Below are 13,018 nucleotides of genomic sequence, written 5' to 3' on the forward strand. Positions count from 1 at the left end.
CTGATGGCCGGAATGGAAGCGACAAAGGGTGGCCGCGGCCGCATCCCGGATCGCGACATCGCCGCCATCCGGGAACGCGTCCGCATCGAAGACGTGGTCGGCGATTACGTCCAGCTGCGGCGCGCCGGAGTGGACTCGCTCAAGGGCTTGTGCCCGTTCCACGACGAGAAGTCACCGTCCTTCCATGTGCGGCCCAACCACGGGCACTTCCATTGCTTCGGATGCGGTGAGGGTGGCGACGTCTACGCCTTCCTGCAGAAGATCGAGCACGTCACTTTCGTGGAGGCGGTCGAACTGCTGGCCGACAAGGTCGGTTACACCGTCACCTACACCGGCGGCGCGGCCACCAACGTGCAGCGCGACCGGGGCAGCCGCAGCCGGCTGATCGCCGCCAACGCCGCTGCGCAGGAGTTCTACGCCGAGGCGCTGCGCTCCGAGGAAGCCGCGCCGGCACGGCAGTATCTGCTCGACCGCAACTTCGACGGGGAGGCGGCCGCGAGGTACGGCTGCGGTTACGCGCCGTCGGGTTGGGACACCCTGACAAAACACCTGCTGCGCAAGGGCTTCGAGTTCAAGGAACTGGAGGCCGCCGGGCTGAGCCGGGAGGGCAAACGCGGCCCGATGGACCGGTTCCACCGCCGGCTGCTGTGGCCGATCCGGGTGTCGTCGGGGGAGACCATCGGGTTCGGGGCGCGCCGGCTCTTCGACGACGACCACATGGAAGCCAAGTACGTCAACACCCCGGAAACGGTGCTCTACAAGAAGTCCAACGTGCTGTTCGGGCTGGATCTGGCCAAGCGTGACATCGCCAAGGCGCATCAGGCTGTGGTGGTGGAGGGCTACACCGATGTGATGGCCATGCACCAGGCCGGGGTGACCACCGCGGTGGCCGCGTGCGGCACCGCGTTCGGTGACGAGCATCTGTCGATGCTGCGCCGACTCATGATGGACGACAACTTCTTTCGCGGTGAGCTCATCTACGTCTTCGACGGTGACGCCGCGGGCCGGGCGGCCGCGGTCAAGGCCTTCGAGGGCGAGCAGAACCTGGCCGGGCAGTCATACGTGGCGGTGGCCGCGGACGGGATGGACCCCTGCGATCTGCGGCTGCGCTCCGGGGACGGTGCGCTGCGCGACCTGGTGGCCCGCCGCGCACCGCTGTTCGAGTTCGCCATCCGCACCGCGCTGACCGACCACAACCTGGACAGCGCGGAGGGCCGGGTGGCCGCCCTGCGCCGCTGCGTGCCGATGGTGGCCCGGATCAAGGACCCGACGCTGCGTGACGAGTACGCCCGCCAGCTCGCCGGCTGGGTGGGCTGGCAGGACGTCGGTCAGGTGCTCGGCCGGGTCCGGGAGGAGGCCGGGCGCAAGGGCGGCAAGACCGGCCGGGGCTCGTCCACCGCGAACCGGCGGCAGCACACCGAGACCGCGCCGCGGCCGCAACCCGCGGTGGCCCGGCCGGATCCGCGCGATCCGATCCTGCGCCCGCAGCGTGAGGCGCTCAAGGCGGCACTGCAGTATCCGGGACTGGCCGGGCCGGTGTTCGACAGCCTGGCAGTGGAGAACTTCACCCACCCCGGCTACGCCGCGGTACGCACCGCGATCGCCGCCGCCGGCGGGATGTCCGCGGGACTGTCCGGCGCGCAGTGGATCGAGACCGTCCGCGAGCAGGCCGGCTCACCGGATGCGGCCAACCTGGTCAACGAACTCGGGGTGGACGCCATCCGCATCGAGGACGACGAGAAACTGGCCCGCTACATCTCCGGGGTGATCGCCAGACTGCAGGAGGTGGCCGTCGGCCGGCAGATCGCCGAGGTCAAGTCGAAGCTGCAGCGGATGTCCCCGGTGGACAACAGCGACGAGTATCACGCCCTGTTCGGCGACCTGGTGGCCATGGAGACGTATCGCCGCAGCCTGCTGGAACAGGCCAGTGGTGACGACTTGTCTGCATGACCGCGACACAACCGTTATGGTGGGAACGCAAGTCACTGTCTAGAAAGGCACTCCCGTGGCATCTCTGAGCGGTCAGAAGCGCAGGTTCATCGTGGTCGGTGCCTTCGCAGCGGCCGTCGCGGCGCCGGTGCTGGCGCTCTCGGCCACGCCCGCCGAATCGGTGCAGGCCGGCCCGGCCTGCCTGGCCTGGTTCGGCAACAAGGATGACGGCAACTGCCTGTCCTACTCCAACGGGAACGGCGTCGCCGTCGGCACCCCGGGTGCCGGATTCTGCAACGGCGGGTTCTGCACCTCGCCGATCTTCCCCGGCAACAGCTGGAACACGAACATCCCGCTGGGCTGACGCTAGCGCGTCTTCGGGTTCTGTTGCTCCGGGGTCTGCACGTCGGGCTGTTCGGGCTGCAGCACCGATGTCTCGGCGTCGATCGCCGTCAATCGCACCATCGCCGGATCGGGTGACACCCGGTCGGCCACCTTGCGGCGCCCGGCGTCGATCACGGCCTTGGTGGCCGGGTTCTCGGTGAGCGCGCGATAGGTCGCGGAGATCTGCTCGTAGCGGTGCCGGCCCGCTTTCGCGCCCAGCACGTAGCCGACTCCAAGTACGAAGACCAACCGGAACACTGGGCTCCCCTCACGACGACAGCAGGACGATCTCCATCCTGCCTCATCGCTGCCGATGCGCGCCGATCGGTGGCTCTCCAGGCCTTCTACCAGGCGATTCGAGCGTGGCGTAGTCCATGCGCTAGAGTCTGTTCCGGTTCATTCCCCTGTAGCTCAATTGGCAGAGCTTCCGACTGTTAATCGGACGGTTGATGGTTCGAGTCCATCCGGGGGAGCAACACAAGGCCAGCGCGAAAGCGCTGGCCTTCTTTGCTTTCCGGGTCAGGCCAGCCGGCCCGCGGCCGAGGCCGCTGCCGAACCGACCAGGCCGTTGAGCGGATACAGGGCATGCGCCAGCGAGGCCAGCAGCGAACCGGGCGAGCCGTCGCAGATGCTGTCCCCGGGGGCGCACAGATCCAGCGACTTCCCGTTGTAGAGGGGGGAGATGTTGGCGGCCGGAGCACCGAACCCGTTCAGCAGCGCGGCGGTCGGCTTACCGAACAGCACCACCCCGGCCACGTGGTCGTGCACCTCGGCGGGGATGTCGGAGGTGGTCACGTAGGCGGCCACCGCGGCGCCCTGAGAGAACCCGCCGAGCAGCAGTTTGGTGTTCGGGCAGTTCGCCGCCATGTACCGAACCCGGCCGCCGGCATCGGCGGCGCCGGCGAACATGGTCGACGGGAAGACGGCCGGGTTGCCGAAATCCCCGGTGGCCGGGTAGTTCACCGCGTACACACCGATGTTCTTGCCCGGTAGGTGACCGCGCAGGGCGTCGACAAATGCCTGGCCGGTCATGCCGACGCCGGGGGCCTCGTCGGTGCCGCGGGCGAAGATCACCTCGGCGTCGGGGCACGGCTGCGCGGAGGCAACTGGGGCGGCGCCGGTTGCCAGCGTCGAAGCGGTCAGTGCGCCGGCGGCGCCCAGGCCGATGGTCAACCGGCGAAAACGGCGAAATCCCATGCGGTCGATGCTACCTGCGACATTCGCTGTGCACGCCGGAGCGACGAGTCCACCCCGGGGAGCCGGTTCGCCCTCCGTAAGCTCGCAGCCATGCGGCTCAAGCGGATTGCTCCGGCCCTTGCGGCACTCACCGTCCTGCTGGCCTCCTGTGGCTGGAGCCCGCCGAACTCGGCGCCGCAGTCCAGCTCGGACTGCCCGGCCGAGGACACCCCGACGGCCGAGACCGTCAAGACCGCCATCCAGCAGGTCGGCGAGCGGTGGACCGAGGTGTCGCGCGGGCACACCGGTGACTGCCGGCTGCACTGGGTGGTGATCGGCACCGGCGATGACGCCCCGGACGCGGCCGTGCAGGTGCTGTTCTTCGGCCGCAACAACCCGCTGGGGCCGCCAACGCCGCGGCCGCGCCCGTACACCACCGTGGTGCCGCTGGGCGAGAACATCGCGACGGTGTCCTACCAATGGCGTCAGGGCGAGGACAAGCCGTGCTGCCCGACCGGGATCGGGCAGGTGCGCTTCCAGATCGGTGAGGACGGCCGGCTCGAGTCGCTGGACCCGATACCGACGCCTACCCCCTGAGGAGCTACTTCGGCTCGATGGTGCCGGACGCGAGGGCGTCCTTCTCCTGGTGCTCGTCGGCGTCCGGGATGTGCTCGGGGTGCAGCATCTCCGCGTAGCGCAGTTGCTCGGGAATGCCGAACCCGTCGACGAGCAGTTCGGCGTGCGGACGCAGCCGTCGGCACAGATCGTTGATGCCGCGGGTGACGGCCTTGGCGCGCTCGGTCGAGATGAACCGGTGTTCGATGAACCAGGCCTTGTCCTCTTCGATCACCGACAGCGCGTACAGGTCGCACACCGTGGCGAGGATCTCGCGGGCCTCTTCGTCGGGGCAGGCGTCGATGCCGGCCACGAACGCTTCCAGAATCACCCGGTCGATATGCGCCCGCGCAGTATGCAGTACATGGTCCTGAACGTGGTTGAAGGCGTCGAACGCCGACATCTCCTTGGCTTTGTTCTGCAGTCGCCGGGCGACCGAGGCCAGCATGTACTCCTCGCGGTCCTCGAACATCTGTACCTGGGTGCCCCGGTTGAACAGTGAGCCTTCCTCCTCGTTGTCCTGCCGGGTGTCCAGGATGGTCTGCATGATCGTCTGCGCGGCGGTCCGCTTGAGTACCCGCTCGCCGGCGAAGTTCGCCGCGAACCGCACCCATTCGACCGGGCTCATGCCCTTGATGTCGTCGGCGTAGGCGGTCAGCAGTTCCTTGGCCACCAGCTGGGTCAGCACGTGGTTGTCGCCTTCGAAGGTGGTGAACACGTCGGTGTCCGCCTTCAGCGCGATCAGCCGGTTTTCGGCGAGGTAGCCGGCACCGCCGCAGGCTTCGCGGGCCTCCTGGATGGCCTTGGTGGCGTGCCAGGTGTTGGCAGCCTTCAGGCCGGCCGCCCGGGACTCCAGCTCGCGCTGCTCCTCGGGGTCGGGACTGTCCGAGGTCTGCAGCTCATGGCATTTGGCCACCAGTTCGTTCTGCGCGAACTGCAGCGCGTAGGACTTGGCGATCAACGGGAACAACCGGCGCTGATGCACCAGGTAGTCCATGATCAGCACTTCGTTGTCATCACCCGGCGCCTCGAACTGCCTGCGCTCCAGCGCATACCGGGTCGCGATGTCCAGGGCCACCCGGGCCGCTGCCGCGGCGCTGCCACCGACGGTGACCCGGCCGCGGATCAGCGTGCCGAGCATGGTGAAGAACCGCCGGCCGACGTTCTCGATCGGCGAGGAGTAGGTGCCGTCCTCGGCCACGTCGGCGTACTTGTTGAGCAGGTTCTCCCGCGGGACGCGGACCTGGTCGAACTGGATGCGCCCGTTGTCCACCCCGGGCAACCCGCCCTTGTAGTGACAGTCCGAGGTGGTGACGCCGGGCAGATCGTTGCCCTCGTCGTCGCGGATCGGGACCACGAAGCAGTGCACCCCGTGGCCTTCCCCATCCGGGGTGATCAGCTGCGCGAACACCGCTGCGACGCGGGCGGTTTCGGCGGCACCGCCGATGTAGTCCTTGCGGGCGGACGGGGTGGGGGAGTCGATGACGAATTCCTGGGTCGCCGGGTCGTAGGTGGCGGTGGTCTCCAGTGACTGCACGTCGCTGCCGTGGCCGGTTTCGGTCATGGCGAAGCAGCCCAGCAGTTCCAGGTTGATGATCTTGCGCACGTAGGCCTTGTGATGGCGTTCGGTACCCAGGTTCTCGATGGCCCCGCCGAACAGGCCCCACTGCACACCGGCCTTGACCATCAACGACAGATCGCTCATGGCGAGCATCTCGATCTGGGTGACGGCGGCACCGACGTCACCGTTGCCGCCGTGCTCCTTCTTGAACCCGTCCTCGGCCGCACCGCGCGCGGCCATGATCTTGAGCTGTTCGCCGACCTTGGTTCGGGCGATGACGGTGTTGGGCGTGTAGTGCGGACGGAAGACCTCACCGGACAGTTCGGCCCGGACCTTGTTCTTCACGTCGCGCCAGCGACCGTCGAGCGCATTGCGGAGATGTTCAGCTGTGGTGGTATCAGCGTTGGTGGTCTCGGCAGAAATGGTCATAGTGGACGGTAACGTGCCCCGCCGCCGATGTAGGTAAACCTGACTAGAACGGTGGGCGGTGACCGGGGTTCAATCGACCCATGACCCAGCGGCCCGAACCGGTGTCACCCACCGGCCTGCCCCATGTCATCGATCACCGTCATGCCAATGTCACGGGAGGGTGGCTGCGTGCGGCAACCTTCGGCGCGATGGACGGGCTGGTCAGCAATACCGCCCTGATCGCCGGTGTGGCGGCCGGGGCCAGCGCGCAGGCGGTGGTGCTGGCCGGTGTCGCGGGGCTGCTGGCCGGAGCGTTCTCGATGGCATTGGGGGAGTACACCTCGGTGACCACCGCCAACGAGCAGATCGACTCCGAGGTCAAGGTGGAGCGCCGCTCGTTCCGCACGGACCCGACGGCCGAGCGCGCCGAGTTGGAGGCGATGCTCGTCGAGATGGGGATGACCCCGCAGACGGCGTCCGCGGCGACCAGCGAGATCCACCGGGACGAGAACCGGGCGGTGAACTTCCATCTGGTGCAGGAACTCGGGGTCGATCCGCGGGAGAAGCCGTCTCCCTGGGTGGCGGCCGGATCGTCGTTCGTGATGTTCGCGATCGGGGCGATCATCCCGCTGATCCCGTACCTGCTGGGTTACGAATCGTTGTGGGCCGGGTTGGCCTGCGGCGGAGTCGGTCTGCTGATCGCCGGTGCGGTGGCCGCCGGCTTCACCCGGCGCTCGCGGCTGCTCGGCGGATTGCGCCAGTTGGCCTTCGGCTTCGTGGCGATCGCGGCGACCTACGGGGTGGGATCGTTGATCGGCGTGACCGTCACCTGAGCTTCGGGGCCGCCAGATCTTGGGCGGACCACAATGCCCGGGACTGTTGAATTCCCTTGGGCCCGGCCCATATCCGGGAGGGGCCGCTCAGTTCCCGACGGTGACCGCGGTGGCCTCGTCGGTCAGCTCCTCGACCCGCGACTCGGGTGCGTCCACACCGCTCATGTGCCCGCGGGTGGCGAACAGCAGTGCGGCGCCGGCCAGCACCGCGGCCGCACCCACCCAGAACGGCATGTGCACGCTGATCTGCTCGCCCAGCACCCCGGCCAACCACGGTGCCACCGCGGCGCCGCCGAAGCGCAGGAAGCTGTAGGCGGCCGACGCCACCGCGCGCTCTGCGTGGGAGACCTTCATGACCGTCTCGGTGATCAGCGTGTTGCTGATGCCGCACCACAGACCGGCCACCACCACCGAGGTGGCCAGCACGGCCTTGCTGTCCGCGCCGATCGCCATCACGGCCAGCGTCGCCGACATCACCACCAGATTGACGAGCAGTGTCGGCACCGTGCCGAACCGGTGTTGCAGACGAGGGGCGACCACCACCGAGGTGAACGCCAGCGCCACGCCCCAGCCGAAGAAGATCAGACCGATCTGGTGGGCGCTCATGTCCAGCGGGAACGGGGTGAAGGCGAGCAGGGTGAAGAAGCCGAAGTTGTAGAGCAGCGCGGTGACCGATACGGCCAGCAGCCCGCGGTGACGCAGCGCGCGGAACGGGTCGAGCAGGCTGGTGGCGCGCTGCGGGCGCGGCGTGCTCGGCAGCAGGAAGACGGTGACCAACAGCGCCACGACCATCAACGCCGACACCCCGAAGAACGGCCCGCGCCACGAGATCGAGCCGAGCGCACCACCGACCAACGGGCCGACGGCGATACCCAGACCCAGTGCGGCCTCGTACAGGATGATCGCCTGAGCCACCGAACCTTTCGCGGAGTTCACGATGGTCGCCAGGGCGGTCGCGATGAACAGCGCGTTGCCCAGGCCCCACAATGCCCGCCAGCCGACGATCTCCATCACCGTCTCGGACATGCCGGCCAGTCCGGCTCCGGCGATGATGATCACCAGGCCGAGCAGCAGCGTGTTCTTCGGCCCGATCCGGCTGGAGACCACCCCGGTGATCAGCATGGTCACGCCCATCACCGCCATATAGCTGGTGAACAACAGCGACACCTGCGACGGGGAGGCGTCCAGATTCTCGGCGATGGGTTTGAGGATCGGGTCCACCAGGCCGATGCCCATGAAGGCGACGACGGAGGCAAAGGCAACGGCCCAAACGGCTTTCGGTTGACGCCACATGGCGTGGGGCTCCTGACTCTTCGTTAGCGGTCCTGCTGGGCGTCGTCGAGCAGCCCACGCAGCACCCGGATCGCGTCGACGAGCGCGCTGCGCTCGGCGGCGCCGAGGTGTTCCAGATAGGGATTGATCGCGGCACTGCGATCGGCGCGCACCCGGGCCAGGGTCTGGCGGCCGGTGTCGGTGATGTCGATGAGCACGGCCCGGGCATCCCCGGGGTCCTCGGTGCGCGATACCAGGCCGGCGTCCTCGAGGCGGCGTACCTGGGTGGTCATGGTCGGCTGCGAGCAGTGATCGATGGCGGCCAGTTCCGAGATCCGGGTGCGACCCCGGTCCTCGATGATCGCCAGCAGTCGGGCCTGCGCGACCGGCAGCGGCAACTCGATGCGTTGGGTGGCCAACCGGTTGATCCGCGCGACCACGGCCAGCAGGTCGGCTCCGAGGGCTGCCGTGTTGTCCGGACCATTCACCCGATCCAAGTTACATAGAATCTCTATGTATATGCAAATGCCCGGACGTGGGAACCGTCACAGTGCGGCCGGCCGAAGTACTCCTGCCACCTGGCAGAATCGGGTGATGCCTCCCGGTTCGAGAATCCCGCGCCGGGCCGGGTCATTGCAGCCGAACGAACTCGCCCAGGCCGCCGTGATGGCGGCCCTGTGCGCGGCGATCGCGATCATCGCGGTCGTCGTCCCGTTTGCGGCCGCGCTGTCGCTGCTGGGCACCGTCCCGATGGGGCTGCTCGCCTACCGCTACCGGTTGCGGGTGCTGCTGGCCGCCACCATCGCCGGCGCGCTGATCGCCTTCCTGATCGCCGGGTTCGGCGGACTGATGACCGTCCTCAACTGCGCCTACATCGGCGGGCTGACCGGCATCGTCAAACGCCGCGGGCGCGGGCTACCCGTGGTGGTGCTGGTGTCCATGATCGCCGGCGCGCTGTTCGGCATCGTCGCGGTGATCGCGCTGCTGATCGCCTCCCGGCTGCGCGAGCTGGTCTTCACCGCGATGGCGGCCAACGTCGACGGCACCGTCGCGATCTGGAGCTACATCCCCGAACTGCGGCCCGCCGCCGAGCAGTTCCGGGAGCTGTTCGGAGTCGCGCTGCAGCACTGGCCGATCCTGATCTTCGGCTACGGACTGTTCGCCATCATGGCCGTCAGCCTGGTCGGCTGGTGGGCCCTGTCCCGGGTGCTGTCCCGGCTGTTCGGGGTTCCCGACGTGCACAAGCTGGACGTCGTCACCTCCGACGGGCCGGTCGCCCCGGTCCCGCTGGCCCTGCGCGATGTGGTGTTCCGCTACCCGGGCACCACCCGAGACGCGCTGGGCCCGCTGAGCATGGACGTGCAATCCGGGGAACACCTGGCCGTCACCGGCGCGAACGGCTCCGGCAAGACCACCCTGATGCTGTTGCTGGCCGGGCGCCAACCGACCGAGGGCACCGTGGCCCGACCCGGCGCGGTCGGTCTCGGCGCCCCGGGCGGCACCGCGGTGATCCTGCAGCATCCAGAGAGCCAGGTGCTCGGCACTCGGGTCGCCGACGACGTGGTCTGGGGACTGCCGGCCGGAACCCGGGTCGACGTGCCCGGCCTGCTGGCCGAGGTCGGCCTGGACGGGTTGGCCGAACGCGACACCGGCAGCCTGTCCGGGGGCGAGCTGCAACGCCTGGCGGTGGCCGCCGCGCTGGCCCGCAAGCCGTCGCTGCTGATCGCCGACGAGGTCACCAGCATGGTCGACCAGGAGGGCCGCGAGGCCCTGATGTCGGTGCTCGGCGGGCTGACCGGCAAGCACCAGACCACGCTCGTGCACATCACGCACTACAACGAGGAAGCCGAGGCGGCCGACCGGGTGGTCAACCTGACCGGCGGGTCGGAGATGGTGCAGTCCGCCGAGGTACCCGAACCCAGCGCCGAGGTGCGCTCGGAGGTTCCGGTGCTGGAACTGTGCAACGTCAGTCACCGCTACGCCGACGGAACCCCATGGGCCAACGACGCCTTGCGCGACATCAACCTGGTCGTGCACGAAGGCGACGGGGTGCTCATCCACGGCTTGAACGGGTCCGGAAAGTCGACGCTGGCCTGGATCCTGGCCGGGCTGACCGAGCCCACCACCGGAACCTGCCTGCTCGACGGGAAACCGGTCGCCCAGCAGGTCGGCGCGGTCGCGCTGTCCTTCCAGGCGGCCAGACTGCAGCTGATGCGCAGCCACGTCGGCCGCGAGATCGCCTCCGCGGCAGGGTTCCCGGCCCGGGACCGGGCCCGGGTGGAGGCGGCCCTGGCAACCGTCGGGCTGGAAGCCGCGCTGGCCGACCGCCGCATCGACCAACTCTCCGGCGGGCAGATGCGCCGCGTGGTGCTTGCCGGGCTGCTGGCCCGCTCGCCCCGCGCCATCGTGCTCGACGAGCCGCTGGCCGGGCTGGACGCCGCCAGCGCCCGCGGTCTGCTGCGCCTGCTGGAGGAACTGCGCCGCGGCGGCCTGACCGTCGTGGTCATCTCCCACGATTTCGCGGGCCTGGAGGACCTCTGCCCCCGCACCCTGCATCTGCGCGACGGGGCACTGGTGCCGGTTGCGACGGGAGCCAGCTCATGAGTGCACAGCGCAGACCCGTCGTCCTGCTGCGGCCGGTACCCGGCGACACCGTCATCCACCGGCTCTGGGCCGGAACGAAACTCATCACCGTGGCGGCGCTGTCGGTGCTGATGATGTTCTACCCGGGCTGGCTGCCCATCGCGTTCGTCGCCCTGCTGGTCGCGGCCGCGATCATGCTCGCGCGGATCCCCCGCGGCGCGCTGCCCTCGGTGCCCGGCTGGCTGTGGCTGATCGTGCTGCTCGGCGGAGTGACGGCGGCCTTCGCCGGGGGCACCCCGATCATCGCGCTGGGCGGGCTCGAACTGGAACTGGGCGGGCTGCTGAAGTTCCTGCGCATCACCGCGGTCTCGATCGTGCTGCTCGGACTGGGTGCCCTGGTGTCCTGGACCACCAACGTCGCCGAAATCGCGCCCGCGATCTCCAGTTTGGGACGGCCGCTACGGTTCCTGCGGCTGCCGATCGACGACTGGGCGGTGACCGTGGCGCTGGCGCTGCGTGCCTTCCCGATGCTCATCGACGAGTTCCGGGTGCTGTACGCGGCCCGGCGGCTGCGTCCACGGGTGCGGCCCGAATCCCGCAGGGCCCGCCGCAAGCAGTGGTTCGCCGAAGTGATCGATCTGCTCGCCGCCGCGGTCACCGTCTCGCTGCGGCGCGCCGACGAGATGGGTGATGCCATCACCGCCCGCGGGGGCGCCGGTCAGATCGCGGCCGCCCCGGCCCGCCCCCGTGTCGCCGACTACGTGGTGCTGCTCCTGGTGGCCGTGCTGTGCGGGGTGGCCGGCTACCTCGAGGCGGCCACCTTCCTCAAGACCACATAACGGCGCCGGCGGTTTGTCGGCAGCCGACAAACCGCGCCCGGCGGATTGGCCGTTTCCGCAGCGCCCTCGTGCTGTCCACTGTCGATGATGGTGGCACCAGCAGCGCAACGAGTGTGGAGGTCATCGGAATGGTCGGCGTCGAGCGGATCGGCGAAGGACCGCGCAGTGTCATCGTGGTCGGTGCCGGGATCGTCGGTCTGTCGACGGCGTGGTTCCTGCAGGAACGCGGCGTCGAGGTCACCGTGGTGGACCGCGCCGGGGTGGCGGCCGGCTCGTCCTGGGGCAATGCCGGTTGGGTGTCGCCCGCGCTGACCATCCCGCTCAACCAGCCCGGGACGCTCACCTACGGGCTGCGGTCGCTGTTCAATCCCTCGGCCCCGCTGCACATTCCGCTGCGCGCGGATCTGCGGCTGGCGCGGTTTCTGGCCACCTTCGCCCGGCACTGCAGCCATGCCGGCGTCGAACGGGTGGTGCGCGGCAACCACGACCTGAACATCGAGAGCCTGGAGGCCTTCGACGTGCTCGTCGCCAACGGGGTCGACGCACCGGTCACCGATGCCGCGATCACCGCGCTGTTCGAGAACGAGGCACAGGCCGCCGAACTGCGTGCCGAGATCGACGTCCTGGAGCGGGCCGGCCTGCCGGTGCAGACCGACATGCTCACCGGGGGCGCGCTGCGCGACGCGGTGCCGCTGGCCGGCCCGACCGCCACCGTGGCCCTGGCCGTCGAACAGCAGCGCTTCATCGACCCGGGCCGGTTCGTGACCGCCCTGGGCCGGGCCGTCGTCGAACGGGGAGCCACCCTGCGCACCGAGCGGATCGTCGACATCAGCACCGCCGGCCGGGTAGTGCTGCGCACCAGCGCCGGTGAGGCGCTGACCGCCGACGCCGTCGTGCTGGCCACCGGTGCCTGGCTGCCCGATCTGGCCCGCCGCTGGGTCCGGGTCCCGCTGCGCGCCGGGCGCGGCTACTCGTTCACCGTGGCGCTGGACCGTCCGATGCCCGGCCCGATCTACCTGCCCACCGTGCGGGTGGCCTGCACGCCGTACCAAGGGGCGATGCGTGTCGCGGGCACCATGGAATTCCGCGGCCCCGACGACCCGGTGGTGCCGGCCCGGGTGCGATCCATCCTCGAGTCGGCGTCCCGGTTCCTCGACGGGGTGCGCTGGGACGAACGCAGCGACGTCTGGGTGGGGCCTCGTCCGGTGACCGCCGACGGCCTGCCGGTGGTCGGGCAGGTCAGCGACGGTCTGTATGTCGCCGGCGGTCACGGCATGTGGGGACTCGCCCACGGCCCGGCCACCGGGCGGATGCTGACCGAGCAGATCACCACCGGCAAACAGCCCGACGCCCTGCGCGCCTTCGATCCGGTGCGCTGAGGCTTTCCTCCCGTCGTCAGGGGCGGAGTGCACCCCCCG

General features: G+C 69.4%; 12 protein-coding genes and 1 tRNA gene. 8 read left to right on the forward strand and 5 right to left on the reverse strand.

Features of this window, described 5'->3' with window-relative positions; all coding sequences use genetic code 11:
- Positions 1-12 precede the first annotated feature (12 nt).
- Together dnaG and V4U86_RS09530 are read left to right on the forward strand one after the other, a co-directional pair.
- The gene (dnaG, locus tag V4U86_RS09525; protein ID WP_395311976.1) at positions 13-1,950 is read left to right on the forward strand and encodes a DNA primase; all 1,938 of its coding nucleotides are present in this window, start codon (positions 13-15) and stop codon (positions 1,948-1,950) included.
- 55 nt (positions 1,951-2,005) lie between these two features.
- Entirely contained in the window at positions 2,006-2,293 is a 288-nt protein-coding gene (locus tag V4U86_RS09530) for a DUF7155 family protein (RefSeq protein WP_395311002.1), read from the forward strand.
- A gap of 2 nt (positions 2,294-2,295) precedes the next feature.
- Here the strand turns inward: V4U86_RS09530 and V4U86_RS09535 are convergent, their stop codons facing one another.
- Entirely contained in the window at positions 2,296-2,571 is a 276-nt protein-coding gene (locus V4U86_RS09535) for a hypothetical protein (RefSeq protein WP_395311003.1), read from the reverse strand.
- A gap of 142 nt (positions 2,572-2,713) precedes the next feature.
- Between V4U86_RS09535 and V4U86_RS09540 the strand changes: the two genes are divergently transcribed.
- Positions 2,714-2,786: transfer RNA gene (locus V4U86_RS09540), tRNA-Asn, on the forward strand.
- Positions 2,787-2,832: 46 nt separating this feature from the next.
- On the opposite strand, the gene V4U86_RS09545 is transcribed toward V4U86_RS09540, so the two are convergent.
- Positions 2,833-3,510, reverse strand: coding sequence for a cutinase family protein (locus tag V4U86_RS09545; protein WP_395311004.1), 678 nt, complete (start codon positions 3,508-3,510; stop codon positions 2,833-2,835).
- 90 nt (positions 3,511-3,600) lie between these two features.
- Here V4U86_RS09545 and V4U86_RS09550 point away from each other — a divergent pair, with 90 nt between their 5' ends.
- A complete protein-coding gene (locus V4U86_RS09550; protein WP_395311005.1) occupies positions 3,601-4,086 on the forward strand; it encodes an LppP/LprE family lipoprotein in 486 nt (161 codons plus the stop codon).
- A 4-nt stretch (positions 4,087-4,090) separates the two neighbouring features.
- On the opposite strand, the gene V4U86_RS09555 is transcribed toward V4U86_RS09550, so the two are convergent.
- Positions 4,091-6,094, reverse strand: a complete 2,004-nt coding sequence (locus V4U86_RS09555) for an acyl-CoA dehydrogenase (protein ID WP_395311006.1) — start codon at positions 6,092-6,094, stop codon at positions 4,091-4,093.
- 80 nt (positions 6,095-6,174) lie between these two features.
- Between V4U86_RS09555 and V4U86_RS09560 the strand changes: the two genes are divergently transcribed.
- Positions 6,175-6,906: a VIT1/CCC1 transporter family protein gene (locus tag V4U86_RS09560; protein WP_395311007.1), complete on the forward strand. Its 732-nt coding sequence runs from the start codon at positions 6,175-6,177 to the stop codon at positions 6,904-6,906.
- A gap of 87 nt (positions 6,907-6,993) precedes the next feature.
- On the opposite strand, the gene V4U86_RS09565 is transcribed toward V4U86_RS09560, so the two are convergent.
- Entirely contained in the window at positions 6,994-8,199 is a 1,206-nt protein-coding gene (locus tag V4U86_RS09565; RefSeq protein WP_395311008.1) for an MFS transporter, read from the reverse strand.
- A 23-nt stretch (positions 8,200-8,222) separates the two neighbouring features.
- Positions 8,223-8,666: a MarR family winged helix-turn-helix transcriptional regulator gene (locus V4U86_RS09570; protein ID WP_395311009.1), complete on the reverse strand. Its 444-nt coding sequence runs from the start codon at positions 8,664-8,666 to the stop codon at positions 8,223-8,225.
- A 106-nt stretch (positions 8,667-8,772) separates the two neighbouring features.
- Here V4U86_RS09570 and V4U86_RS09575 point away from each other — a divergent pair, with 106 nt between their 5' ends.
- From V4U86_RS09575 to V4U86_RS09585, 3 genes are all read left to right on the forward strand, one after another.
- On the forward strand, positions 8,773-10,782 hold the full coding sequence (locus V4U86_RS09575) for an ATP-binding cassette domain-containing protein (protein ID WP_395311010.1): 2,010 nt from the start codon (positions 8,773-8,775) through the stop codon (positions 10,780-10,782).
- On the forward strand, positions 10,779-11,600 hold the full coding sequence (locus V4U86_RS09580; RefSeq protein ID WP_395311011.1) for a CbiQ family ECF transporter T component: 822 nt from the start codon (positions 10,779-10,781) through the stop codon (positions 11,598-11,600). The genes V4U86_RS09575 and V4U86_RS09580 overlap by 4 nt, the downstream gene beginning before the upstream one ends.
- 128 nt (positions 11,601-11,728) lie before the next feature.
- Positions 11,729-12,979: an NAD(P)/FAD-dependent oxidoreductase gene (locus V4U86_RS09585; protein ID WP_395311977.1), complete on the forward strand. Its 1,251-nt coding sequence runs from the start codon at positions 11,729-11,731 to the stop codon at positions 12,977-12,979.
- The last annotated feature ends 39 nt before the right edge of the window (positions 12,980-13,018 follow it).

The organism is Mycobacterium sp. AMU20-3851 (assembly GCF_043974665.1).
GTDB lineage: Bacteria > Actinomycetota > Actinomycetes > Mycobacteriales > Mycobacteriaceae > Mycobacterium.

Coding starts and splice junctions, on each gene's coding strand:
- dnaG (WP_395311976.1), top strand. CDS start 13: ATGGAAGCGACAAAGGGTGGCCGCGGCCGCATCCCGGATCGCGACATC.
- V4U86_RS09545 (WP_395311004.1), bottom strand. CDS start 3,510: ATGGGATTTCGCCGTTTTCGCCGGTTGACCATCGGCCTGGGCGCCGCC.
- V4U86_RS09550 (WP_395311005.1), top strand. CDS start 3,601: ATGCGGCTCAAGCGGATTGCTCCGGCCCTTGCGGCACTCACCGTCCTG.
- V4U86_RS09555 (WP_395311006.1), bottom strand. CDS start 6,094: ATGACCATTTCTGCCGAGACCACCAACGCTGATACCACCACAGCTGAA.
- V4U86_RS09560 (WP_395311007.1), top strand. CDS start 6,175: ATGACCCAGCGGCCCGAACCGGTGTCACCCACCGGCCTGCCCCATGTC.
- V4U86_RS09565 (WP_395311008.1), bottom strand. CDS start 8,199: ATGTGGCGTCAACCGAAAGCCGTTTGGGCCGTTGCCTTTGCCTCCGTC.
- V4U86_RS09575 (WP_395311010.1), top strand. CDS start 8,773: ATGCCTCCCGGTTCGAGAATCCCGCGCCGGGCCGGGTCATTGCAGCCG.
- V4U86_RS09580 (WP_395311011.1), top strand. CDS start 10,779: ATGAGTGCACAGCGCAGACCCGTCGTCCTGCTGCGGCCGGTACCCGGC.
- V4U86_RS09585 (WP_395311977.1), top strand. CDS start 11,729: ATGGTCGGCGTCGAGCGGATCGGCGAAGGACCGCGCAGTGTCATCGTG.